Source organism: Cohnella hashimotonis (assembly GCF_030014955.1).
GTDB lineage: Bacteria > Bacillota > Bacilli > Paenibacillales > Paenibacillaceae > Cohnella > Cohnella hashimotonis.
This window is the reverse complement of sequence record NZ_JAGRPV010000001.1, coordinates 6,619,293-6,641,950: the sequence shown is the minus strand read 5'-3', so window position 1 is coordinate 6,641,950 and position 22,658 is coordinate 6,619,293. Positions and strand designations below refer to the sequence as shown.

The 22,658-nt window shown below is 59.0% G+C and carries 23 protein-coding genes; 18 read left to right on the top strand and 5 right to left on the bottom strand.

Annotation, left to right across the window (positions count from 1 at the left end; all coding sequences use genetic code 11):
• Nucleotides 1–6 precede the first annotated feature (6 nt).
• The 13 genes from KB449_RS26435 (at nucleotide 7) to KB449_RS26375 (ending at nucleotide 13,129) form a co-directional block, all read left to right on the top strand.
• Nucleotides 7–2,193 (top strand): TrbL/VirB6 family protein, encoded by a 2,187-nt coding sequence (locus KB449_RS26435; protein WP_282911226.1) that lies wholly within the window; start codon nucleotides 7–9, stop codon nucleotides 2,191–2,193.
• 33 nt (nucleotides 2,194–2,226) lie between these two features.
• Nucleotides 2,227–2,817 carry a LysM peptidoglycan-binding domain-containing protein gene (locus KB449_RS26430; RefSeq protein WP_282911225.1) on the top strand — a complete coding sequence of 197 codons (591 nt, stop codon included), beginning with the start codon at nucleotides 2,227–2,229 and terminating at the stop codon, nucleotides 2,815–2,817.
• Nucleotides 2,814–3,785, top strand: coding sequence for an XkdQ/YqbQ family protein (locus KB449_RS26425; RefSeq protein ID WP_282911224.1), 972 nt, complete (start codon nucleotides 2,814–2,816; stop codon nucleotides 3,783–3,785). The genes KB449_RS26430 and KB449_RS26425 overlap by 4 nt, the downstream gene beginning before the upstream one ends.
• Complete coding sequence (locus tag KB449_RS26420) at nucleotides 3,778–4,041, top strand: hypothetical protein (RefSeq protein WP_434082524.1); 264 nt, start codon at nucleotides 3,778–3,780, stop codon at nucleotides 4,039–4,041. The genes KB449_RS26425 and KB449_RS26420 overlap by 8 nt, the downstream gene beginning before the upstream one ends.
• A complete protein-coding gene (locus tag KB449_RS26415; RefSeq protein WP_282911223.1) occupies nucleotides 4,034–4,489 on the top strand; it encodes a DUF2634 domain-containing protein in 456 nt (151 codons plus the stop codon). Before KB449_RS26420 ends, KB449_RS26415 begins: the two co-directional genes overlap by 8 nt.
• Entirely contained in the window at nucleotides 4,489–5,604 is a 1,116-nt protein-coding gene (locus KB449_RS26410; RefSeq protein ID WP_282911221.1) for a baseplate J/gp47 family protein, read from the top strand. The genes KB449_RS26415 and KB449_RS26410 overlap by 1 nt, the downstream gene beginning before the upstream one ends.
• Nucleotides 5,597–6,169, top strand: coding sequence for a YmfQ family protein (locus KB449_RS26405; RefSeq protein WP_282911220.1), 573 nt, complete (start codon nucleotides 5,597–5,599; stop codon nucleotides 6,167–6,169). Before KB449_RS26410 ends, KB449_RS26405 begins: the two co-directional genes overlap by 8 nt.
• A gap of 21 nt (nucleotides 6,170–6,190) precedes the next feature.
• Nucleotides 6,191–9,211 carry a phage tail protein gene (locus KB449_RS26400; protein ID WP_282911219.1) on the top strand — a complete coding sequence of 1,007 codons (3,021 nt, stop codon included), beginning with the start codon at nucleotides 6,191–6,193 and terminating at the stop codon, nucleotides 9,209–9,211.
• 57 nt (nucleotides 9,212–9,268) lie between these two features.
• Entirely contained in the window at nucleotides 9,269–9,667 is a 399-nt protein-coding gene (locus tag KB449_RS26395; RefSeq protein WP_282911218.1) for a hypothetical protein, read from the top strand.
• Nucleotides 9,664–10,014 (top strand): hypothetical protein, encoded by a 351-nt coding sequence (locus tag KB449_RS26390; protein ID WP_282911217.1) that lies wholly within the window; start codon nucleotides 9,664–9,666, stop codon nucleotides 10,012–10,014. The genes KB449_RS26395 and KB449_RS26390 overlap by 4 nt, the downstream gene beginning before the upstream one ends.
• Nucleotides 10,015–10,185: 171 nt before the next feature.
• Nucleotides 10,186–10,947, top strand: a complete 762-nt coding sequence (locus tag KB449_RS26385; RefSeq protein ID WP_282911216.1) for a DUF1906 domain-containing protein — start codon at nucleotides 10,186–10,188, stop codon at nucleotides 10,945–10,947.
• Between the two features lie 68 nt (nucleotides 10,948–11,015).
• A complete protein-coding gene (locus tag KB449_RS26380) occupies nucleotides 11,016–12,098 on the top strand; it encodes an AI-2E family transporter (RefSeq protein ID WP_282911215.1) in 1,083 nt (360 codons plus the stop codon).
• Nucleotides 12,099–12,229: 131 nt separating this feature from the next.
• On the top strand, nucleotides 12,230–13,129 hold the full coding sequence (locus KB449_RS26375; RefSeq protein WP_282911214.1) for a hypothetical protein: 900 nt from the start codon (nucleotides 12,230–12,232) through the stop codon (nucleotides 13,127–13,129).
• 263 nt (nucleotides 13,130–13,392) lie between these two features.
• On the opposite strand, the gene KB449_RS26370 is transcribed toward KB449_RS26375, so the two are convergent.
• Both KB449_RS26370 and mscL read right to left on the bottom strand, forming a co-directional pair.
• Nucleotides 13,393–14,070 (bottom strand): NUDIX hydrolase, encoded by a 678-nt coding sequence (locus tag KB449_RS26370; protein ID WP_282911213.1) that lies wholly within the window; start codon nucleotides 14,068–14,070, stop codon nucleotides 13,393–13,395.
• Nucleotides 14,067–14,558: a large conductance mechanosensitive channel protein MscL gene (mscL, locus tag KB449_RS26365; protein WP_434082523.1), complete on the bottom strand. Its 492-nt coding sequence runs from the start codon at nucleotides 14,556–14,558 to the stop codon at nucleotides 14,067–14,069. The genes KB449_RS26370 and mscL overlap by 4 nt, the downstream gene beginning before the upstream one ends.
• Nucleotides 14,559–14,677: 119 nt before the next feature.
• Here mscL and KB449_RS26360 point away from each other — a divergent pair, with 119 nt between their 5' ends.
• The 5 genes from KB449_RS26360 to KB449_RS26340 all read left to right on the top strand — a co-directional run bounded on the left by KB449_RS26360 (nucleotide 14,678) and on the right by KB449_RS26340 (nucleotide 20,524).
• A complete protein-coding gene (locus tag KB449_RS26360) occupies nucleotides 14,678–16,444 on the top strand; it encodes an ATP-binding protein (protein ID WP_282911212.1) in 1,767 nt (588 codons plus the stop codon).
• An 87-nt stretch (nucleotides 16,445–16,531) separates the two neighbouring features.
• Nucleotides 16,532–17,497 carry a 2-hydroxyacid dehydrogenase gene (locus tag KB449_RS26355; RefSeq protein ID WP_282911211.1) on the top strand — a complete coding sequence of 322 codons (966 nt, stop codon included), beginning with the start codon at nucleotides 16,532–16,534 and terminating at the stop codon, nucleotides 17,495–17,497.
• Nucleotides 17,498–17,546: 49 nt separating this feature from the next.
• Nucleotides 17,547–18,329, top strand: coding sequence for a hypothetical protein (locus KB449_RS26350; RefSeq protein ID WP_282911210.1), 783 nt, complete (start codon nucleotides 17,547–17,549; stop codon nucleotides 18,327–18,329).
• Nucleotides 18,330–18,356: 27 nt separating this feature from the next.
• The gene (locus KB449_RS26345) at nucleotides 18,357–19,472 is read left to right on the top strand and encodes a DNA alkylation repair protein (protein ID WP_282911209.1); all 1,116 of its coding nucleotides are present in this window, start codon (nucleotides 18,357–18,359) and stop codon (nucleotides 19,470–19,472) included.
• The gene (locus KB449_RS26340; RefSeq protein WP_282911208.1) at nucleotides 19,469–20,524 is read left to right on the top strand and encodes an FUSC family protein; all 1,056 of its coding nucleotides are present in this window, start codon (nucleotides 19,469–19,471) and stop codon (nucleotides 20,522–20,524) included. Before KB449_RS26345 ends, KB449_RS26340 begins: the two co-directional genes overlap by 4 nt.
• A gap of 867 nt (nucleotides 20,525–21,391) precedes the next feature.
• Here the strand turns inward: KB449_RS26340 and KB449_RS26335 are convergent.
• The 3 genes from KB449_RS26335 to KB449_RS26325 form a co-directional block, all read right to left on the bottom strand.
• The gene (locus KB449_RS26335; RefSeq protein ID WP_282911207.1) at nucleotides 21,392–21,673 is read right to left on the bottom strand and encodes a transposase; all 282 of its coding nucleotides are present in this window, start codon (nucleotides 21,671–21,673) and stop codon (nucleotides 21,392–21,394) included.
• Nucleotides 21,674–21,696: 23 nt separating this feature from the next.
• Nucleotides 21,697–21,840: a hypothetical protein gene (locus KB449_RS26330; protein ID WP_177244180.1), complete on the bottom strand. Its 144-nt coding sequence runs from the start codon at nucleotides 21,838–21,840 to the stop codon at nucleotides 21,697–21,699.
• 170 nt (nucleotides 21,841–22,010) lie between these two features.
• A complete protein-coding gene (locus KB449_RS26325; protein WP_282911206.1) occupies nucleotides 22,011–22,658 on the bottom strand; it encodes a TVP38/TMEM64 family protein in 648 nt (215 codons plus the stop codon).

Here is a 22,658-nt window from a genome sequence, read left to right as displayed (position 1 = left end):
CGATATATGGCGGAAAACGCTGTGCCATACGATTACATTATCGATGCCGACGGGTTGAAGGAAACGGTGACGCAGCTGCGTGCGGTCGACCGGTACATGGAGAGCATCCAACGGCGGGTGGACCGGCTGTCTCGGATGCGGGTCGTGATTCCGATTCGGCTGAGCGATTGTTTGTGCGAGCCGATCAGGAAGATTCGCATGCATCTCGAATCGTTGACGAAAAAGGACTGGCGAATCCGCATGCAGGCCAGCTTTACTGAAAAAATGAAGGCCGCGATGAAGGTGTCCGTCAAAACGGTTGTCAGGACCGTCGTTAAAACGGTGGTCAAAACGGTCGTCAAAACAGTGGTCAACACGAGGGTGAACGTGAATGTACGCGTTTCGGCATTGGCCGAGGCCGCGGCAGGAACCGGTACCGGCGCTGGCGGCGGACAAGGACCTCCGGATAAAGGCAAGGACAAATCCTTATGGGAACGCATACTTGACTACGTGAAGGACCTTGGCAAAGAAATTGTTGACGTATACAAGGATCGCCTCAAGGAATGGGCCGTCGGCATGATCGACAAGGGCATCAAGACGCTTTCCGGCATACCCGGTATGGGTTGGCTTAAAGTATTGCTACCGGAAGAGAAGGAAGATGAAAAAGGCAAAGACAAAATTACCGTCAAGGTTAATTGTGTGTGCCGATGCAAATGCCAGGGAACGTCCTATGGCGGGCGTGGCGGACGTGGTGGACGTGGCGGTCGCGGAGGCCGTGGCGGACGCGGCTCGCGAGGCGGAGGCAGAGGCGCGAGGGCCGGCGGAATGCTTGGGCGGGCTGTCGGCGGACTGGGCAGAGTGCTCGGCGGGCTCATCCGTACAGTGGGCAAAGGGCTGATCGTCAAGACCCTCCTTGGCGGAGGTAAAACGCTCGCAGGGAAAGCTTGGTCGGCCGGAAAATCCGTGGCAGGCAAAGCTTTGGAAAAAGGCAGGACGATTGCAGGTCAAGTATTAGGCAAGGGCAGAGCGGCTGTGGGCCAGGTGATTGAAAAGGGCAAAGCTGTCGCCGGAAGAGCAGCGGGCGCTGTTAAAAGCGCAGCGGGCAGCGCCTGGGACGCAGGCAAAAACACGGCAGGCCGACTGTGGAACGGCGGAAAGGCACTGGCGGGCCAAGCATTTGATAAGGGCAAAGGTGCTGTCAACCGGGCCGCAGGCGCCGTTAAAAACGCGGCAAGCAGCGCATGGGACGCAGGGAAAAGCAATGCAGGGCGGCTGTGGATTGGTGGGAAGGCGTTGGCAGGACAGGCGCTGGACAAGGGGAAGTCTGCCGTCAGCCGTGCTGCAGGCGCTGTCAAGAGCGCGGCCGGCAGCGCCTGGGGAGCCGGCAAAGCGCTCTTCGGCAAATTGGGCAGCGGCGGAGGCTTGGCAGACAGGGCCGCTGACATCGTCTCTTCGCCTGCTTCTGGCAAGACGTTCAAACGCCTGCTGAAGGTCGGAAAAATCGGCGGCAAGCTATTGCGTCCGCTCGGCGCGATCTCCGACGTAGCCGGCATCGTCACGGCCAATAGCGGAGACGAGCGCGCAAAGGCGATCGGCAGTGCGGCCGGCGGCTGGGCAGGCGCTGCGGGAGGCGCCGCGATGGGCGCCGCCATCGGGTCGGTCATTCCCGGAATCGGCACCGCGATCGGCGGATTGCTCGGCGGCGCGATCGGCGGTCTGGGCGGCAGTGCCGTCGGCGAAAAACTGGGCTCATACGCTAATAAAGCGTTTGGTTGGCTGGGCAAGAAAAAGAAGAAACCCGACACCTCGGCTACCGGCGAGTTGTCGCCTTCAAATGAGCCCGCATCGTCTTCAACTGCAACGCGAGGGCTGGGATTAACATCCGTCCTGGCGGGCGGCTTGCTTGGTGGCGCTGCGGTTTCCCGGCTCTCCTTGGGCATTCCCGTACCGCGTTCTGTTCAACAGATCATGACGCGCTCCATTTCCCAAATACAGGCGCTCCCGACGCCTGCCGTACCTCTTAATCCGACAAGTCCGGGTATGGCTCGCGGACAGGGAGCCCCTCAACCCGCGCCAACCATTAACATCAACATCCCTGCAGGCGCCGTCCAACTGACGGTCAAGGAGACCGAGATCGACTACACTGCCATCACGGCGCAGGTTAGCACCCGACTTACGGCCTCGATCCGGCAGACGCTGGAGAACCGGCCTTAATATAGAGTACCGCGCGGCGGAAGGAGGAGAAGCGTGGAATTCATTTTAAAAGACGCGTCCGCCAAAAATATTTTCCATTTCCCCGTCAATCCGGAAGAGGTATCGATTCGGCGCGAAAAGCAGCTCGAAACCGTAAATATTCTCTTGCTCGGCGAGGTGGATATGGCGCAGGAGGAGAAGCTGAAGGAGATTTCGTTCTCCTCCTTCTTCCCGGCGGACAAGGATCCGATCGGCTCGATGAATCTGCTCACGAGCTACATGGTCAGCAAGCAGCCGGTTCACTTCATGATTACGGAAGCCGGCGTTAACATACTCGGCTACATCTCTTCCCACTCGACAAGCTTGCGGGGCGGCGAGCCCGGCGACATCTATTTCGATATCGCGATTCGAACCTGGAGGGAGCCGAAGGTCAGGACCAAGGCAGCGTCCGGCGCCACGGTCCGCACGGACATGAAGCCGGTCCCGAAAACGTACGTGGTGCGCCAAGGAGATACGCTTTATGCCATTGCCAAACGGGAACTTGGCAGCAGTGCGAGATGGAACGAGGTTTACGCGAAAAACAAAGCGCTGATCGGCAGCGACCCGAACCTGATCCTTCCGGGACAGAAGCTGGTGATGCCATGAGCTATGAGGTGGTTTTGGATGGCAAGTATTATTTGGGCGACCTGGCGGAAGAGATCGCGCTGGAAGATTCGTTGGAGGAGATCGCTTACCGCGCGAACATTCGCCTGACGGTCCGTCCGGACCTGCCGGCGATCGCGCCGGGTCAGGAGATTCGCATTTCCGGCGTACCGTACGGTTCAACGGGAATGGCCTATCTGCTTCATCCGGCGATCGTCTGGGAATGCGAGAGCGAGCGGTCGGCAGGCAGCGGCAAGCACCTGAACGTCACGGCGTACGACCGGACGCTGTATCTGTCCAAGTCCGAGGACGAGCGGCTGATGCCGGGCGGTCAGACAGCGGCGGAGCGGCTCGCGTCCTATGCGGCAGGCTGGAACATTCCGCTCGCATCGCTGCCGGATACGAAGATCAAGTTGAAACGCAGCGTGAAGCGAAGCCAGTCGATTTTCAGCATGATTCTGGGAGATTTGCAGGAGACGGCAAGCAAGGGCGGCGATCTGTATCGTCCGCGCATGACGCCGAACGGACTGACGCTCGTTAAGCTTGGCGGCAATGAGAAGGTTTGGCAGTTGGAGTCGCTGGAGTCGGTCAGTCAGAAACGGACGCTCGAGGGAGCCGTTACGCAGGTGAAGGTGCTCGGCAGCGAGGGGAGCGAGACGAAGCTTTCTCCGGTGCTGGCGATCGTCAAAGGCGAGATCGAGAAGTATGGCACGCTGCAAAAGGTGCTGCAGGACTGCGCGATCGAGACGCCCGCCCAAGCGCGCAAGGCGGCGGAGCCGCTGCTGCTGGGCTTGCAGGAAACGATGTCGGTGACGGCGCTCGATATTAACCTGATCCGAGCGGGGGATCTGGTCGAGCTGGACGGGCAGCGGCTGTTCGTGACGTCCGTCCGGCACCAGCTTGGCGACCCCGGACATATGCAGCTGGAGCTGGCTCGCGATGCCAAAGTGAGGAGGGATTATTGTGGCTGATCCTTACAAGCAGCTGGCCGCCGCGCTGGAGAGCCGCATGAACCGGGTGGCGGCCAAGCAAGTCGCAGGCGTGCCCGCGGAGCTTGGGACGATGACGGGGGCCGGCTTGAAGCTGGATTCTTTTAAATACGAAATACCGGATTATTTGCAGGCTGAGGGCTTGCTGCTTGCCCCTGGAGATCGCGTGCTCGCGGTGCCGGTTGCCGGCGGCAGTCAGGCTGTCGTCGTATGCAAGGTGGTGAGCGCGGGTGGCTGATTTATTTCCGACGGCGACGATCGGTGCGGAAGTGCTGCCGGACGAGACGGAGGCTTCGGGCGCATCGTTCGGTCGAAGCTGGAAGTTTGATTTTGAAACGGGTGAATTCGTGCAGACGCCAACGGGGAGGATCGCGGTGGCGCAGGATACGGACGCGTGGCTCGAATGGTGCCGCAAAGCGCTCGCGACCGAGCGATATCGCCATCTCGTCTATTCGCGGTTATACGGGCAGGAGTTCGAGTCGTTGATCGGGCTTGGCCTCTCCCGTGCGGCGGTCGAGAGCGAGATTGCGCGCATCGCCTCGGAAACGCTGCTGGCCGACCCGCGGACGGCGCGCGTCGGGACATTTTCATTTTCGTGGGAGGCGGACGCTTGCAGGTTCGCCTGTTCGGTGACCAGCGTTCGCGATGAGGCGGGAACGATTGAAGGAAGCGTGGTGAGCTTGTGATGACGGCATTGCCGGATTATTTGACGGAGCAAAAGGAAGAGAGCATTCTGGCGCGCATGCTGGGCCGGATTCGGGCGGACGTAGACAAGGCCGAAGGCTCTTATATATGGGACGCGCTTGCGCCTGCGGCATACGAGCTGTTCTTGTCGGCGGGCTGGGCGCAGGAGGTGCTGCGGCGCGGATTTGCGACGACGGCATTTGGCGCCTACCTGGATCTCAGGTGCGGCGAGCATGGCGTGGAGCGGCGCCCCGCGGAGCGGGCGACGGGAAAGGTGACGTTCGCGGGAGCGAACGGCGTCGTCGTACCTGCGGGAACCCGCGTGGCCACGGCGGCGGATGCCGTTACTTCGACGCCGTCGGTGGAATTCGAGACTGTTGAGGCGGTTACGATCGGCGGCCTTGGGCTGGTGGAAGCGAGCGTAAGGGCCGTCGAGGCGGGCGTGTTGGGCAACGTCGCAGCCGGAGCGATCGCGGTGCTGGTGGAGCAGGTGCCGGGCGTGACGGGTATCGCGAATGCCGCGGCGATCGGCGGCGGCGCTGAGACCGAGAGCGATGCGTCGCTGCTGGAGCGCTACCTGCTTAAAGTTCGCAATCCCGGCACGAGCGGCAATCGGGCGGACTATTTGCAATGGGCGCTCGGAACGGACGGCGTCGGCGGCGCACAGGTTCAGCCGTTGTGGAATGGTCCGGGTACGGTGAAAGTGTATGTGCTGAACCAGGACAAGCGTGCGGCCTCTGCGGCAATCGTGGCTGCAGTGCAGGAGGCGATCGCGCCGGGTGCGGCGGGCACGGGTGCGGGCAAAGCGCCGATCGGCGCGAACGTCGTCGTGGCTGCGCCGACCGAGCTGCCCATCGTGATCAGCGTGAAATTGACGCTTCGCGCCGGCTGGACACTGGCGCAGGCCGTCTCGGGCATTCAGGCGATCATGACCGATTACCTGAAGTCGTTGGCTTTTGCCGATGCGGTCGTTCGTTATTCCAAAGTGAACAGTCTCTTGCTCGACGTTCCGGCGATCGAAGACTTGTCGAATCTGACGATGAACGGAGGCACGTCGAACGTGACGGTCGGGATCGGTCAGGTCGCGGTGCCGGGGGCGGTGAACGCCAGTGTCTGAGGCGGTAACGTTGACGAGCGTGCGGGGACAGGGGATGCTCGGTTATTTGCCTGGCTACTACGCTTCCTCGCGCGTCATGTGCTCGCTGATGGAATCGGAAGGGACGGAGTTCGACCTGCTCCAGCGGGCGTTGGACGAGACGCTTGCGCAATTTTTCGTAGACACGGCGACTTGGGGCCTGGATCGCTGGGAGAGCGACCTTGGCATCGCGACGGATCCTTCCAAGCCCCTGGATCAGCGGCGCAGTCTGGTCAAGTCCAAGCTGCGCGGCACCGGTACGGTTACGGTCGCATTGATGCGCAGCGTGGCGGAATCGTTCGACAATGGCGCGATCGAGGTTACGCAGCAGCCGTCGCTCTATACGGTAACGATCCGGTTCGTCGATACGGTCGGGCTGCCGCCCAATCTGGACGATATCAAGGATGCCTTGAACGCGATCGTGCCTGCGCACCTGGCCGTGTCCTATTCATTTAGATACTTGACCGTTAACGAGGTTAACGGGCTGACGATCAATCAAATGCAGAGCCATCCGCTGACGGACTTCGCGCCGTTTCTGGATGCATGAGGGAAGGGAGCGGCATAGCGCATGGCAATTTTTACGAGCATTCTGAACTTGCTCAAGAAGAATCCGGCGACGGACGGCGCGGATACATTCAATATCCAGACGATGCTGAACGACAACTGGGACAAGATCGACGCGGCGATGGCGCTAAAAGGCGCGATCGGCAGCGTTCGCGCAGCGACGGCGAGCAACACGACGCTGTCCGGCTTGCAGACAGTGGACGGCGTATCGCTGGCCGCGGGCGACCGGGTGCTGGTGAAAAATCAGACGACGGGCAGCCAGAACGGCATTTACGTTGCGGCTTCCGGCGCCTGGGCGCGGGCTGCGGACGCGGATTCGTCCGCCAAGCTGGCGGCGGGGCTGTGGGGCTACGTGCGGGAAGGCACGGTTAACGGGGGCAAAAGCTTTGTGCTCAGCAATGCGGGCGCGGTGACGTTGGGGACGACGGCGTTGACGTTCGCCCAGATGAGCGGCGCAGGCGCGGCGGACGACACGGTGATCGGCAGCCGCACGGCGACCGACAGCGTTACGCCGGCGATGTCCGGGACGCTGACCGGGGTGTTGTCCAGTCTCTTTACCTTGGTAAAAGGGATTACCGGCAAGTCCAGCGCACTGACCGGCCCTGCGATCACGCTGGAAGCGACGAAGTCGCACGTGGACGCGGGTTTGGCGCACGGTGCGGTATCGGCGCCGACCGCGTCGACGATGATGGCGCGCGACAGCGCCGGCCGCGCGCAGGTTGCGGCGCCTTCCGCGGCGGCGGATATCGCGCGGAAGGATACGGTGGACGCGGCGATCGCGACAGCGGCGAGCGATGCGACGACAAAGGCGAACTCGGCGCAGGCAGCAGCGATTGCAGCGGCGGCGACGGATGCGACCACCAAGGCCAACAGTGCCCAGTCCGCTGCGATCTCTGCGGCCGCAACGGATGCGACCACCAAGGCGAATGCGGTTCAAAGTAACCTTACAGCGCATATCGGCACTGGAGGGGCGGCCCATGCGGCGGCAACATCGTCCGTAGCCGGATTTATGACGGCGGCGGATAAGACGAAGCTTGATGGTATGGCATCGGGAGCCGGCGGCGCCGGGACGGCAACGGACGCTGTCATCGGGAACCGGACTATTAGCGACGCGACCGCGCCGACCGGGGATACTGGATCATTGACAACCTTGCTTGGTTGGCTTGCCAATATGATTACAGCAATCACAGGCGGTGCGAACTGGCGAACAGCGCCGGTGAAGTCGCTTGCCGCGCTTAACACGGAGAAAGCTTCGCTTGCATCTCCGACGTTTACTGGTACTCCTGCCGCGCCGACTGCCACGGCTGGGACTAACACGACGCAGATTGCGACAACCGCGTTCGCGACCGCTGCCAACAATGCTCACGCCGCTAACAATTCGCATATTCCTTTTGCTGTGGCGACTGGATCGGCGAACGTCTACGCGGTTACGATCTCGCCGGCTCCTGCAGCGCTAACTGCGGGCCTTGCTCTGGCCGTACAAATGAACGTAGCAAACACGGGAGCAACAACGATTAACGTTAACGGCTTGGGTGCTAAGGACGTCCTCTCGTCGAAGGGACTGGCGCTGACGTCCGGTAAGTTAGTCCTTAACGGCGTGTATACGCTGCGCTATAACGGAACGGCTTTTATATTACAGGGTGAAGGGGGGGAGTATGGAACTGCTGCAGCAGCGCAGGTATTATTGGGATATTCTGTTGGGACGGAGTCGGGAATTGTATCGGGTACCATGCCGAATAATGGCGCCTTATCTTTCACACCAAGTGCTTCTTCCCAAACTGTTCCGGCGGGGTATACAAGCGGAGGGTCAGTGGCAGCTGTCTCGGTTGACGCCTCTAAAGTGCTTGCGGGAACAACAATTGCAGGTACTACGGGGACAATGCCTAACAGATCGGGAGACACACCGATGCTCTCTTATTCTGTAAGTGGCCAAACACTTAGGTTACTTCCTTCGCTTGGATACAGAAATGGTACAAGCGACTATGTAACAATCACAGACAGTAATTTCCAAGCTGCAAACATTCGAAAGAATGTATCAATAATGGGAGTAGCGGGGACATATGTGCCTACTACTGCCAATCTTGGATTTGATACGCCCTTATGGCGCGTAAAACGGATAGAATTTGGGGCCGAGCCTTCTTCGATAGCTATCGATAATAATGGTAACACATACATGTCCAAGAGCGGCTACACCGATTTCTATAAATACGATAAGACAGGAAACTTTGTTCAGACGGTTTCTTTAAGCGGCGGCGTTAGTAATTTAATAACTTATAGTAATTATTTGTTTCTGCTTTCTGGCTCAACGATATTTCGTTACGATGTCAATAATATTGGAGGTGCTCCGACAAGTTACAACCTTGGCATGAGTGGGAAATTGATCATTCGAGGCGGCTCCATATATGTATGGCAGGGCTATCCTTTGACGGTTATACGATTGAATACCAATTTACAGCTGCTAGGCACATGGACTCCGTTGAATGGAGCTAATGTCTACACAGTACTATTTGACGATAATAACATTGCTTATATTGGAGTGAACACAGGGACTTACACAAATATGTGGTATAAGGGAAGTTTCGGGGGGGCCGTCTCAGCTATCGGATCGACAGAAGGTTCGCTATCTTCGCCGACAATAGCTGATATTAACAGCGATGGAACACGATTGCTCTATGGACGTATGTGCTACAACGCGTCAGGTGCAAGTTTAATCTCGGTTTGGAACATGGCTTATAACAATAGTATGCTACCCGATACATCTGGCATTGGACTGATAAAATATGTAGGCAACAATGTTTTTGTTGTAAATGCGCAAGATGGGACGGGGACGATGCCACCCTACCCCTTCCAGGCTCCATATGGGTTTGCAAAGTTTAGCGCAAGTGGTTCGCTTCCCGTGTACGAATATAAGGCTTTCCCCGCTGCTACAATTTCAAAGTCTATTGCAGACTACAATCCCGTTATCGGAATGTGGGCATATACGGCAAATGAATATGCACTTGCTTTGGGTTATGAAAAATTCTAAGTAAAAATAAAAGGTTAAAAATATTAGAGTTGAGAGAGGAGAAGAGGGGGGACGGAATTGATCAACAATCTATCTGTTGTTGTAGAGAGACTAAAGGTCATTCAGGAACATACCGTCGATGCACTCTCAAAGCTATCATGCAGTATTGACCGATTAAATGAGCGACTTGACAAGTCCGATGACACCGCAAGGGAAGCCGACCAGCGATCCAAATCAGCACATCGGCGATTGGACGACTTCAGTGAAAATATTGAGAGAATGGGATGGGACATTGAAACCAAGATTGTGGCTATTGAAGACCGTGTTACAAAAGAAATTTCCGATTTTGATGAGCTGTTTAAAAAACAAGAACTTAAGCGTGAGCATGACCGTAGGTGGGTGCTAGGGACGTCACTTACATCGGGAGCGTTGTTGGTTAGTGTAATTACCCTGGTATTAAGGACGGTTGGCAAATGAATACGGACACGCTATTCACTTGGGATTCACTTGGTACTTTGGCAGGGGCTTCTCTCTTTACGTATTTGGTTGTTTTATATACCAAAACGTTTATTGATCGATGGATTATAAACTTTTCAACCGATTTATATGCTGTTCTGGTCGGCTGGATGATTCTTATTCTTGTACAAATCTCTCGGGGCACATCGGTGATGGATTGGCGGCTTTACATTATTTCGGGGGCCAATGCGCTGCTTGTGGCGCTGGCTGCAGGTCAAATGCACAATAAAGCACTAATGCCGCCCGGAAATAAAAGGTTAGAAGTGGAGGCCGTTACTAGGCAGTCTAACAACCGGGATGAGGCATAAATGGTCACTTTTGTTACATTCTCATTTCTAAATCTAGTCTTTCATGTCGGATGTTTATTTAACGGACAAGGGCCGTGCCCCTGCCGCTCGTCCTCGAATAAAATACAACCAGTACGACCCCACTGTTTCCCCTCATATTCTTTTAAGAATTACAAGAAAGGAGCCACCCCCATGGCCAAAGGCATCGACAAAGCGACGCCCGTCACGGCCGCGCAGGCCAAGACGCTTGCGGCCGCCGGGTATGCGTTTGCCGCGCGTTACTTGGTGCCGTCGTCGTACGCTTGGAAGCGGATGACCGCGGACGAGGCGAAGCTGATCACGGCTGCGGGCATGCGGATCGTCTCGGTGTACGAGACGACGGCGAACCGCGCGGCGAGCGGGGCGGACGCGGGGCGCAACGACGGGGCCGCCGCTTACGCGGAGGCGCTTGCCGTCGGGCAGCCGAAGGGCACCGTGATTTACTTCGCCGTGGATTACGATGCGCAGTCCAAGGACTTTGACGCCATCGAGGCGTATCTGAAGGCGGCGGCCAAGCAGGTGACGGGCTACGAGACGGGCGTCTACGGCTCTTATGCGGTCGTCGAGGAGATGGCGAAGCGCGGCGCGTGCGCCCATTTCTGGCAGACCTACGCGTGGAGCCGGGGCAAACGAAGCGATAAAGCGAACATTTACCAATACAAGATCGACACGACCGTATCCGGCATCGCGCTGGACCTGAACGAATCCTACGGCAACGAGGGCTGGTGGGACACGAATCCGGGCACGAAGCCCGAGCCCGAAGAGGAGGAGATCGCGATGAAGCCTGAAGATGCGGAAAAAATCATCAAGTTCCTGTCCGCTGCATGGTTCGCGGCGACGACGAAGGCGGACAAGACGGAGTTCAACCGCCTGGCCAACGAGGTTCGCAAAGCGGCGGGCATGCCGACTGAATAAGAAGGAGTTTCCCGCCGGCCGACGAAGGTTATATCTTAATTATAACTTTCCGAAGGTCGGTGGGCTGCATGCCTCAAGGCAAGTACTTCAGGATCGGCTACGGCATCATTGTCGTGCTGGTAATCGTCTTTTTGGCTTCCAAGGTCAGATTTATTTTTAACCCGCTTGTCACGGTGCTCGAGGTGCTGCTGCTGCCGATGCTGCTGTCCGCAATCATGTATTATTTGCTGCGGCCGGTCGTCGGTTTGCTGGAAAAAAGGGGACTCACCAAGCCGATGGCGATCGCGATCGTGTATTTGGCGCTGGCGGCATTGTTCACGTTTTTTATCATGCTGGTCGGCCCGATCATTCGCGATCAGATCGACAGTCTCATCGACAGCGTGCCGCAGCTTGTCCAGTTGGCGCAGGATCAGGTTAACAAGCTCCAGCAAAACGAGTGGGCGACCAAATACCTCAACGATCCGAAGTTCGACCTGACCTCCCGGATCCCGGACCTGGTAAACGGCGTCATTTCCAACACGGGGAACGCGTTCAACAAGATCATGGGCTGGATCTCGCAGTTCGTGCTGCTGCTCTCGACGGTTCCGTTCATCGCTTATTACATGCTGAAGACGGGCTACAAGGTGCCTGACTACGTCGTGAAAATCGTTCCCGATAGGCATGACGAGCAGGCGAAGTCGATCATGCTGGAGATGGATAAGGCGCTCAGCGCCTACATACAGGGCAAAATTCTCGTGAGCATCGGTCTCGGCATTATGATGCTGACCGGTTACCTGATCATCGGGCTCAAATACGCGCTGCTGCTCGCCATCGTGTTCACGTTTCTCAATGTCATCCCGTACGTCGGCGTGCTGATCGGCTCGGTGCCCAGCATCATCGTTGCGTTCATCGATTCGCCGTGGAAGGTCGTCTGGACGATTGTCGTTATCCTCATCGCGCAGCAGATCGAAGACCGGCTGCTGTCGCCGCAGATCATGGGCAAGAAGCTTGACATCCATCCGCTTACGATCATCATCGTCTTGCTCATTGTGGGAAGTCTGTTCGGACTGCTGGGCATGTTTCTCGCGGTGCCGGGCTATGCGGTGCTGAAGGTGATCGTGACGCATCTCTACCAAATCTATCGCTTGCGGAAAATCGAGATTATCGAGTGAGGCATGATTCGTTCCGCCTCCCGTATTCACCTTGAGCCCATTGCCTCGCATACAATGACTGCAAATAAGGCGAATGCCCGGGGCCGTTTCGGCTGCAGGCAGGCGCAAGGGTAGGGGGAGGCGAGGCGGCCATGCCGACGATCGCGAATTTTCCGGAGGATCTGCTGGAAGAACATATGAATTGGCACCATACGCATCACGTGGACGATCCGTCGCAGCTGCGTCCGGGATACGGCGCAGAGTTTCTTCGATTCCATCGCGGCTTCATCCGCAGGGCGCTGGACTGGTACGGCCGGCAAAGGTACGATACGTCTCAGGTTGCGCCCTGGCAGCGCGTGCCCGAAGAGATCCGGCGGGCGCCGTGCTACGACCGGTCCGCGGAGGCGAGGATCGTTATGCAGCCGCAGTCGTTTCGGACGGCAGACGAGCTGGGATTGTTCATCGAAGGTTCGGGTCTTCACGGCTGTATCCACGAGACGGCGGCGGATGTGTATGGAGAGCCCGATATCAACGACTTCGACGTCGCCCCGCGCAATACGGTGTTTTACAATATTCACGGCATGATCGACGGCTGGTACCGCAACTGGGAATCGGCGGGCCGCGTCAATCAAGGCATGCTGGAATGGGGAGGCCGCTTCGCGGCGGAAGAGAGCGCCAGGGACGGCTCCGGCGAGATGGAGGAAGCGCTCCGGTATGTGCCGGAAAGTGGACGCTGGTGGCTCGGCCATGTGCCGGTCGATAAGGCGGCTGGTAGCGCCGGCGCTGCGGGTGAATTGGCGTCGGATGGTGGAAGGGCGTCGGGGGCGTCTTTGTTTATTTCGAAGCGAGATTTCCGCCAGAGCTGGCGGCTCGTCGGCGAGGGCGGCGTGCTTGGTAAGCAGCCTGATGCCCGTTTCCTGCGCGTATGGGATACGGACGGGGATGGATGTAGCGAAGTGCTATATTACAGCTTGCCCGACGGGAAATGGTGGGAAGGCAAGCTGAGCGCGGGCAAGCTGAACTGGCAGGAAATCAAAAGATTGTTCGCATAATGAAAAAGCGCAGCCCCGGAACGAGTCGGGGCTGCGCTTTTATTGGCGGGTAGCGTCACTTAAATAGTCCTAGTTGGGACTTCGTTGAGCTGGTACTGCTGCCCGATGCTTGGAGTAGGCCTGGTTGGGACGATCTGAGCCGGCATCGCCACCTGATGGCTAGAAGTAGTCCTGATTGGGACTATCTGAGTCGGCATGGCCACCTGACGGCTGCTGGAACGGCCAGCTTCACTAATAACGGCGTCCTCGTCCCGCTTTCCCCGCTACACCAGTCGCATCAAGGCTTCAATCACGCGAATGTAATAAGCCGTGTCCCGCTTTACGAAGTCGGAGAGTCTCACCGGGACATCGGACACCGGCACAAGCACGCCGTCCGCGTCCAATGCCGCGCCGTCCGCCGTAACCATCTCCGCTTCGCCGCGCATCAGCGCGAGCAGCCCCTCCGCGTCCGCCTCGTACAGGCCGGCCAGCTCCTCCCGCTGCAGCCGGAACGTCTCCGGACCGCGGTCCGTCACGTAGGCGTACACCTCGCTGACCTCGCGGTCGATGTACCTCACGCCTTGCGCGAAGCCTTCGTCCTCCTCGCGAAAAGTCCCAAGCGGCGTCAGTTCCTCGAGCGAGACGCGCAGCCCCAGCTCCTCCTCAAGCTCCCGAACCGCGTCGCGCACCGTCTCCCCCGCGGACAGATGGCCGGCCGCCGTGATGTCGAAGCGGTCGGGATTCGTATCCTTGTCCTGGCTGCGGCGCTGGAACAGCACGCGAGTCCGGCCGTCCTCGCCGCGGCGCGCGAGCCAGCAGTGGAACGTATGGTGCCACAGCCCGTGCGCGTGCGCCTCCGCGCGCGTCGCCGTGCCGATCGGGCGGTCCAGCTCATCGTAAATGTCGAACCGCTCCTCCGCGTTTATGCGCCCCCCGCCGCTCGCTTGTTCCTCGCCGCTCATGCGCGTGCCGTAGCCTCAAGCTCCGAGGTGCAATGCGCGCAGCGCACCGCCTTGATCGGCACGACGGACAGGCAGTACGGGCATTCCTTCGAGCTCGGCTCGGCGAGCGGCTCGTCCTTTTTGCGGCCCTCCGTCAGCTTGTTGATGACCTTCACCAGCATGAATACGCAGAAAGCGATGATGAGGAAGTTGATGATGATGTTGATAAATTGCCCGTAAGCGATGACTGGTGCACCTGCGGCACGAGCATCCTCCAGCGACTTGATCGAGGACACAACAGTGCCTTCCTTGTAATCCCCGATCCGCCAGTACAAATCCTTAAAATCCACGCCCCCCAGCAGCCGCCCGATCGGCGGCATGACGATATCGTTGACGAGCGAGGTGACGATCTGTCCGAACGCGCCGCCGATGATGACGCCGACCGCCAGATCGATAACATTGCCACGCATGGCGAATGTCTTAAATTCTCCTGCCATTTTTCTTAACATTTCATGCAAAACCTCCATTTTTTTAAGTTGGAAAAAGTAGGATTTTCTTAAAACTTGTCGAACTGTATCACCTAGGCATTCACAACTCCATCACATCTTCGACTGCGGGGGATCACATGATGTACGATTCCGAGACGTCCTGGAAGATCGGTCTTCTGCTGTTGGCGCTGATTATCAGCATAATCGCATCCTACACCATGTTCAACTTCACAGGCAATCTCCAACGCAAAGACAATCACTTCCGCGTATTCTGGCTATCGGGCGGGGCTTTTGTATTCGGCATCGGAATGTGGGTCAAGCAATTTCTCACTACGCTGGCATGGGACCAGACGATCGTGTTCACGTGGGCGGCTGTCGTTTCGCTGCTGTTCACGATTTTTTTCAGTGCGATGGCTTTTGTCATGCTTGCCTTCCAAAACACGATCCGGTACCGGCTCGCCGCCGGCAGCTTCATCCTGGCCTTCAGCGTCACCTTTATGAGCTATTTCGGCGAGCTGGGAGAGGACGTGTCGGAAATCCGGACGGCGACGGTCTACGTCGTGCTCGGCATCCTCCTGCTGTTCAGCGGAATCTACGCGGCCCTTCGCCTCTCGGAGTGGCCCGGAGAGCGGAGCAAGTGGCTCGCGAGTCTGACGCTCGGCATAGCCGTATTTATCGAGAGCCAGATTTCCAAGCAAGCGCTGCTGCTGCAATATCGGGACGGGGCCGCGTATGCGTCCGCCGACCGGATGCAGGAGGACATTTACCGGCTGTCGGTCATTATCGGCATCGGCATGCTTCTTATTTTAACTTCAACGCTGTTCACTTGGTATATCGACAAGCGCATGAATCATATGGATGAACGGTACAAGCTGCTCGTCGAGAACTCGCTGGACACGATCGCCATGTTCAAAAAGGACAAATGGGTGTTCGTGAACGAAGCGGGATTGCGCATGTTCGATGCGACCGAGCCGGAAGAGCTGCTGGGATCCTCCATCTTCGCTTATCTGCTGCCCGAGGATCACGAGAGGGTGCGGGAGCGCATGCAAAATCTCGCGATGACGGGCAACAGCGGCCCGCTCGAGCAGGAATGGATCACGCTCAAGGGACGGACGCTCAATACGGAGATCGTGGAGCTGATGACCTCGATCGAGAACGAGCCCGCCCTGCAGATCATCATCCGCGACATTTCCGAGCGCAAAAAGAACGAGGAGCTGCTGATCAACTCGGAGAAGCTGTACGTAGCGGGCCAGCTGGCCGCCGGCATCGCCCATGAGATCCGCAATCCGCTGACCTCGCTCAAGGGCTTTCTCCAACTGCTCTCTTCGGGGAGAAAAAACAACGGCACGTATTTCGATATCATGAAGTCGGAGCTCACCCGCATCGAAAATATCGTCAGCGAGATGCTCATGCTGTCCAAGCCTCAGGTGTACGAGCTGTCCTACCACGACATCCGGCACGTCATGCGCGAGACCGTCACGCTGCTCGAGACGCAGGCGATTCTGCACAGCATCCAGATCGAGAGCGACTTCGGCCCGGATCCGCTCTGGATCTACGGCGTCGAGAGTCAGATCAAACAGGTTTTCATCAACGTCATCAAAAACGCGATCGAAGCGATGACCGACGGCGGCGCGATCCGCGTCCATATGAAGCGCTTCGACAATTCGGTGCGCATCCGCATCATGGACGAGGGGCCGGGCATCGAGGACAGCCAGCTCGCCAAGATGGGGCAGCCGTTCTACACGACCAAGGATAAAGGCACGGGGCTCGGTCTGATGGTCAGCTACAAGATCGTGGACAACCACCAAGGCAAGATTCAAGTTTACAGCCAGCTGGGAAGCGGCACGACGTTCGAGATATTGCTGCCGTTCCGTTATCCGGACAACGCGCCCGTCAAGACCGGGTGACGCGCGGGCAGGAGAACCGCCGTTCGAGGAGGAGTGATTTGGGTTAAAACTAGGGAGATCTAATCGAGCTTAAAGGAGGCAGAGATCATGTCAAACCGTTCGAAGGCCGTCGTTATCACGGCCAGAGGAAGAAGCACCTTTACGGAAACCCAGGCCGCGCGACTGGAGCGGATCGCGGACGTCCGGTTCCTTTCCGCGGAAAAGCCCATACCGCCCGACGACCTCGTCGACTTGCTGAAGGAGGCGGACGTATGCGGGCTGACGCCCAGGTCGGTCCCGTCGATCGACGGTTCCTGGCTGTCCCGCCTGCCGAAGCTCCGAGGAATCGCCGTCTTCGCAACCGGCGTCGATTATATCGATACCGCCTGGTTGAGAGAACGCGGCATCGCGCTCAGCCATCTGCCCGAGTACTCGGCGGATTCGGTAGCCGAGCATGCGCTCGGCTTGATGCTGACGATGTCCAGGCGTATCCATCTGAGCCAGGATCGCGTGCGCGGCCGCGTTCCGCCCGTCACGAGCGTGCTCGGCTTCGAGCTGCGCGGCAAGACGCTCGGCATCGTCGGGCTCGGCCGGATCGGCTCGCGCGTGGCGGAGCTGGCCGCCGCCTTCGGAATGCGCGTGCTCGCATGCGACCCGCGCGGGAGAAGCGCGACGGGCGTACGCCTGGTCAGCCTCGACGAGCTGCTTGCATCGAGCGACATCATAAGCTTACATATGCCTGCGAAGTGGCAAGGACCGGCCGCCTTCGGCGAAGCGGAGCTTGCGCGCATCAAGAACGGCGCGACGCTGATCAACGTAGCGCGCTGCGCGCTGGTCGATCCCTATGCGGTCGTGCATGCGATCGAGGAAGGCCGTCTGCGCGGCTACGCGGTAGACGATCTGTTCCCGATCGCGGACAAGGACGAGCGCGCGGCCAGGCAGATTGCAGAGGGCCGTCTGCTGCAGTCGGGGCATACGGCCTGGTATTCCGTCGAGGTACTGGAGCGCGGTTACGAGACGTGGGTGGACAATATTTGCGGGCTCGCGAGCGGAGAACCGCTGAATCTGGTGTAAGACAGGCGCGGGATACTGCACAAAATCAACCTGAGAAGGAGGCTGGGGCATGCGAGCGTCTGAGAGAGGGGCGGGCAATTTGGGCAATTCGGGTGATTCGGTCGCCCTGGCGGGAGCTGCGAGATTGCCGTCCGCAGGGAAGCGGCTGCTGGCGGCGCTATGGCTGGTCGTCCTGCTGTTCACGGTCGGCATGCTCGCCGCCGACTGGCCGCGATATTGGGTGTACGTCGCTGCGGAGACGACGCCGCAGGCCTGGCTGGAGAGCGTGCTGCTCGTGCTGGCCGCGGCGGTGGCGGCGCTTAATGCAGTCGTTGCGTCGCTTGAAAAAGGCAGCGCGAGGTTGTCCGGCGGCCGCGGGCTGTCCGGCTGGATCGCGAGGCATGCCGCATGGGGCTGGACGATCACGGCGGCGGCCTTCGCCTGGCTGGCGCTGGATGAACGGTTTGCGCTGCACGAGCGGCTGCGGGACCGTTACTTGAAGCAGACGGGCATTCGGCTCTTGCCGTGGATGGAAGCGGGCGATTGGCTTATCCCGTTATATGCGGTATGCGGGCTGGCGGCGGTGTGGGCGCTTTGGCGCCTGCTTGGCAGAGGCGTTGCGGCACGCGTTTTTTTCGTAGCAGGACTGGTCGTTGCCTTCTGTGCCGTCTCGATGGACACGATCGACATCCGCAGCCTTGGCAAAGACAGCGAGCGGCTGCTGCAGACGATCGAGGAATGTCTGGAGACGGCCGCAATGACGGCGTTCGTATCGGCGTTCCTGTCCGTGCTGACCGGCCGGCTGTCCGCGTGGTATAATAAAACTTCGGTTCGGCGGGATAGGCAGGATTGATGCGCTGGATATAGGAGGCGTTTTTACGTGGCGGAGCCGCTTAAAAATATGTATGATGAGGCTTTTTTAAGAGAATTCGGCGCTCGTGTGGCCCGTACGTGGGAGCTATTCGATACGGATCGCTTCGTGAGCCTCGCGCTCGCCGAAGGATGGGAGGCGCTTGCCCTTAAGGGGCGCATGCGTCGCATCTCCTTGTCGCTGGGAGCCGTGCTGCCGGAGGACTACGAGCGCGCGCTCGATATTTTGGAGGGGATAGCCGGCGAGTGCCGCGGCTTTCCTTATTTGTTTTTCCCCGACTTCGTTGAGGTGTTCGGGCTATCCCACTGGGACAGGTCCGTACAGGCGCTCGCGCTTTTCACGCGATCGTCGTCCGCCGAGTTCGCCGTTCGCCCCTTCATCAAGCAAGATCCGGCTCGCATGATGGCGCAGATGCTGGCATGGAGCGCCGATTCGGACGAGCATGTGCGCAGGCTCGCCAGCGAGGGCTGCAGGCCGCGTCTTCCGTGGGCGGACGCGCTGCCTGCGTTCAAGCGGGATCCTTCGCCGATCTTGCCGATTCTGGAGGCGCTGAAGGCCGACCCGTCCGAGTACGTGAGGCGCAGCGTAGCGAACAATCTGAACGACATATCCAAGGACCACCCGGAGCTGGTGATGGAGCTGGCGGCCCGCTGGCACGGAGCCGACCCGAAGACGGACGCGCTGCTGCGTCATGCTTGCCGGGGGCTGATCCGCGGGCGGGCCGACGAAGACGCGATGCGTTTATTTGGTTTGCTGCCCGCGCCGGAGGCGGTCGTACGGACTTGGTCCGTCTCGCCGGAGACCGCGGCGATCGGAGATGCCGTGATGATTGCCTATGCGGTGGAGCTGCCGCTGCCCGAAGCGGAGTCTCGCAAGCTTAGGCTCGAGCTGGCGGTGACCTACCCGCGCAGCGCAGAGGGAAGCGGCTACCGCAAGCTGTTCAGGCTGTCGGAGCGCGAAGTTGCGGGCGGCGGCACGATTGAAGGAACGCGGAAACTATCCTTTAGGGATCTGTCCACCAGGCGCCATTATCCGGGGACGCATACGCTTGTGCTGGTCGTTAACGGCAAAGAGGTCGCGACGACCGCCGTCGTTCTGGAGGCTGCAAAGGAGGTCGCGCCTTGACGATCGGAGCTCGCGTATTCAAGACGGGCCTCGCTGTCGCAATCGCGCTGTGGATCGGCAGTCTGATCGGTCTGAAGCTGCCGCTTATCGCGGCGATCGCCTCGGTCGTCATGATCCAGCCCTCCATCTATCGCAGCTGGGTGCAGGTGCTCCAGCAGCTGCAGAGCAACGTGCTGGGCGCAGCGGCGGCGATCGCCGCGGTGTGGCTGGTCGGCAGCAGCCCGCTGTCCATCGGCATCGTTAGCGTCCTGATGATCCTGCTCTGCATTCGCCTCCGCGCGGAAGAGACGATCGGCCTCACCGTCGTGACCGTCGTCGTGCTGATGGAGGCGCACGGCCTCGGCTGGCCGCTGGTCATGGACAGGCTGGCGGCGCTGTTGACGGGCATCGTCACGGCTTTCGTCGTCAACATCGCCATCGCGCCGCCGCGCCATCGCGGCCGATTCGTCGCGCAGATGAAAAAGTCTCAGACGCAGCTGTCGCTGCTGCTGCGGACCGCCGTATCCAACGAGCTCCGCGAGAATGTGTTTAACCGGGAGCTCTCGGGGTTAAAGGGGCAGCTTCGCAAGCTCGAGGACGCGTTTGACCTGTACGCCGAGGAGCGGGTCGTGCGCAAGGCGTCACGGGCGGATCGGGCCAGGCTGCTTGTCGTGTACCAGGGCATGCTGAACGCGCTCGAGCGAGGCGTCACGCTGATCGAGGCGGTGGAAGTTCATTATTTTGCCGCGTCAGCGGACGGGGCTTGGCGGGGCGAGATCGACAGCCATATCGAGTCGCTGTGCGCCTATCACGAGCATCTGATGTGGAAATGGGACGGGCTGCTGAAACCGGGCGCGTCAGCCTCGGCGCCGCCGCCCGAATCGTCCGATCTGCTCGAGAGCATCGCGAACTCGGCGGATTTGGAGCGTGCGGACAAGACTCGCCTCGCCGTCGTAGCGTCGGCGATCTATGCCTACGAGGAGCGCCTGCGCCGGCTCGACAAGCTGATCGAGCATTTGCAGGATCGGCGAGACGGCGCGCCAGAGGACCCGGAGCGGCTGTTGGGGCTGTAGTGTCGCGCGTGGCTGCCTGAGGGAGCTAATTGAGCCGTTAAAACCGTGTTAGTCTGTGCGAGAGGTTGCTCGGAGGGCGCTGTTGCGCAGAAGAATGCAGTCGTGTTATATACGGCGCCAATAAGCGCAAAGAGGCGGTAAAGCCGCCTCCGAGACGCTTGAAAAGGTAACGATAAGCGCCAAAAGACACTAATGCCGCCTCCGAGGAGCTTGAAAAGGTAACGATAAGCGCCAAAAGACACTAAAGCCGCCTCCGAGGCGCTTGAAAAGGTAACGATAAGCGCCAAAAGACACTAACGCCACCTCCGAGACGCTTGAAAAGGTAACGATAAGCGCCAAAAGATACTAAAGCCGTCTCCGAGGCGCTTGGAAAGGTAACGATAAGCGCCAAAAGATACTAAAGCCGTCTCCGAGGCGCTTGGAAAGGTAACGATAAGCGCCAAAAGACACTAAAGCCGCCTCCGAGACGATAGGAAAGGTAACGATAAGCGCCAAAAGACACTAACGCCACCTCCAAGACGCTTGAAAAGGTAACGATAAGCGCCAAAAGGCACTAACGCCGCCTCCGAGACGCTTGAAAAGGTAACGATAAGCGCTAAAAGGCACTAACGCCACCTCCGAGGCAGTTGAAAAGGTGACGATAAGCGCCAAAAGACACTAATGCCGCCTCCGAGACGATAGGAAAGGTAACGATAAGCGCCAAAAGACACTAACGCCACCTCCGAGGCGCTTGAAAAGGTAACGATAAGCGCCAAAAGACACTAACGCCGCCTTCAAGACGCTTGTGAAGGTGTTGATCAGTGTCCGTCCAACCCAAAATCGGCGATCGCCACCCGACTGCGGGGAGACGATCGCCGATTTTCAAATTCAACCTTTGGAGCCGCGGTCCACTTGCCTGCGCGGGTGTTCGATTTTTTCCTGCTTGTTGATGTCCTTTTCCTTGGGGACGAGGCGCGGGTCGGTTTCGCCGTCGTGGTGGTTGTCGTAGACCGCCTCGACCCATTCCCATTCCGTACTGCCGGACATCGGATCGGACGGATACGCGTCTCCGCGTTCGAGCTTCAGCTCTCGTCCCCATTCGTCGCGGTAGATGCCGTCGGATTCGACCTTTTCGCCCGACAGCGGCAGCATTTCGTTATTGTCGCTCATCTGAACTCACCGCCTCGCTAGAATTACTTGCCGTGCTTGCGCATGGCGGAGTGGTCGGATTCGGATTGGAGGCGGCTGGCCGCGTCTTTGCCGGAGCCGGTTCTGTCGGCTTTGGACTGCGCTTTTCTGGCCTCGATCTGAGCGCCTGACGGTTGTTCGCCGGACATGGCGATCCCTCCTTCCGGTGATATCGTCGACTCCCGGATAGGTTGCCACGCGCACGGCGGCATTATGCCAGTGCGGCTTGCTCCCGAACCTGCCTAGGGGAGCGCAATCAAGTGGAGGTAGAGGTGAGGGAGGATTGGGATTAAAGGATCAGTTGCTCAATCAACCCGGCTCAACCGACATACCGGCCCTCCAGCCTTTTGCCGACGAACCACAGTGCAGCCAGAATCGCGGCAGCGACGAGCAGCCGCCAGGGCTGGTGGACGAGCGCGTTCAGATCGTGGCCGAGGAAGCAGAGGGTGAAGATCATCACGGCTTTGCCCATAATGATGGCGGTGACGAACGTATGCGTCGGAATCTTGGAGATGCCCGATGCGATATTAACGACGGCGGACGGAGAGAAGGGCAGGCAGGACAGAATGAAAATCGGCGTGAACCCTTTGCGTTCCACCCACGAGAAAAGGCGCTCCATGCGGGGCAGCCGCTTGCGGATGCGCTCCCCGTAGCGGGAACCGAAACGCCGGGCGATCATAAACACGAGCACCGCGCCGCAGCTCGCGCCGATCCAGGAATAAAGGAAGCCAAGCCATAGTCCGTAGGACAAGGCATTGCCCACTACGATGACGATGAGCGGCAAAAAAGGCAGCAGCGACTCGGCCAGGGGAAGCAAGATACCCGGCAGCGGCCCGAGAGCCGAATAGCGGTCGAGCAGCGCCTGAATATCCTCCAGGCTCATGCCTTTGAGATAGTTCATCCACTCCTGCCAGCGCGTGGCGGCAAATGCGGCGATTCCGACGGAAAATAGCTGAAGCTGAAGCAT